Annotated in this window: 1 protein-coding gene; it reads left to right on the top strand. The window is 46.6% G+C overall.

The window, feature by feature from the left end:
- The first annotated feature begins 128 nt into the window (after positions 1 to 128).
- A protein-coding gene (locus EXZ60_RS18820; protein WP_234942217.1) for an IS3 family transposase occupies positions 129 to 1600 on the top strand; the annotation gives its coding sequence in 2 pieces (ribosomal slippage) (positions 129 to 536 and positions 539 to 1600; 1470 coding nt in all).
- The last annotated feature ends 39 nt before the right edge of the window (positions 1601 to 1639 follow it).

Here is a 1639-nt window from a genome sequence, read left to right as displayed (position 1 = left end):
TCCCCCTCTGGCAGGATAGTTGTCACTGTTAAAATTTAACCAGTTTGGGTGGTAATGAGTGAGTTTTGAATCGCATTCCAACAGAAAGAAAAGAAGCCATATTGAAGAAGCTACTGCCTCCTTATTCAATGTCTGTAAGCCAAGTAGCAAAAGAGGAAGGTATTAGCACAGCCACCCTGTATCATTGGCGGCAGCAACTTAGACGTTCAGGAGCCGCTGTGCCAAATAGTCATACTTCATCAGAGCAGTGGTCTGCTCAAACTAAACTCGCCATTGTCGCTGAAACTTACTCGATGACGGAGAATGAACTCAGTCAGTATTGTCGCGAGAAAGGCTTGTTCCCTGAACAAGTGCAAGGTTGGCGAAGTGAGTGTATGCAAGGGTTTATGTCTGCTAAAGAGCGTGAGGCTGAAGCCAAGAAACAAGCTAAAGCTGACAAACTTGAAATTAAAGAGCTGAAAAAAGAGTTACGCTTTAAAGAAAAAGCGTTAGCGGAAACGGCGGCGCTATTGGTTCTTCGAAAAAAGCTGAGAGCCTTTTACGGGGAAGAGCCAGAGGAAGATTAACCTCAACCGATGAAAGGCAATACTTGCTCACTCTTATCCACGATGCCAAGCGAAGTGGCTGCCGTCTAGAGTACGCCTGCAATGAAGTTCAAATCGACTTGAGAACGTATCGACGCTGGTATCAGCGAGGTGAAATACGGACAGACAAAAGACCGACCTGCGTTAGACCTGTGCCTGCTAACAAGCTATCACCGCAAGAGCGCAATGCGATTATTGAGGTGTGCAACCGCCCTGAATACGCAAGTTTACCACCAACTCAAATTGTCCCGACGTTGCTTGATAACGGTGAGTATATTGCTTCAGAGTCGAGCTACTATCGGGTTTTGAAAGCAGAAGGTCAGCTTCATACCCGAGGTCGTCAGCGAAGTCGACAAAGGCAGGCCAAGCCAACAAGTTATACGGCAACAGGTCCCAATCAGGTGTACACATGGGACATTACGTACTTGCCATCTGTGGTTAAGGGACAGCATTATTACCTCTACGTGATTGAAGATATCTATAGCCGAAAAATCGTTGGCTATGATGTCTACGAATGTGAATGCGGTGAGTTAGCGTCACAGTTATTGCAGCGGACGCTGATGCGCGAGCAATGCTTTAATCAGCCACTGGTACTTCACTCGGACAATGGTGCGCCAATGAAGTCACTGACGTTCAGAGCGAAAATGGATGAGCTTGGTATTACTTCATCATACAGTCGCCCGAGAGTCAGTGATGATAACCCGTATGTTGAGTCGCTGTTCCGCACAGTGAAGTACATGCCTAGCTGGCCAACAAAAGGCTTTGAACAACTCGATGCAAGTCGTAGTTGGGTTGAGGCGTTCGTACGTTGGTACAACACCGAGCACAAGCACAGTAAGTTAAATTACGTTACGCCATCAGAGCGTCACAGTGGTAAAGATAGCGAGATTTTAAGACGTCGTTCTGATGTGTTGACAGTAGCAAGAGAGCGACACCCAGAGCGTTGGTCAGGCAAGATTAGGAACTGTGAACCCGTTGGTGAGGTTCATCTAAATCCAGAAAGAAAAGCCGCTTAATAACTAAACGAATGATGACAACTACCTTGAAAAACGCCG

It is taken from the genome of Vibrio sp. 1151_11 (genome assembly GCF_029478525.1).
Taxonomy (GTDB): domain Bacteria; phylum Pseudomonadota; class Gammaproteobacteria; order Enterobacterales; family Vibrionaceae; genus Vibrio; species Vibrio anguillarum.
Note: the sequence above shows the minus strand (reverse complement) of the source record. Positions and strands in the feature narration are given on the sequence as shown.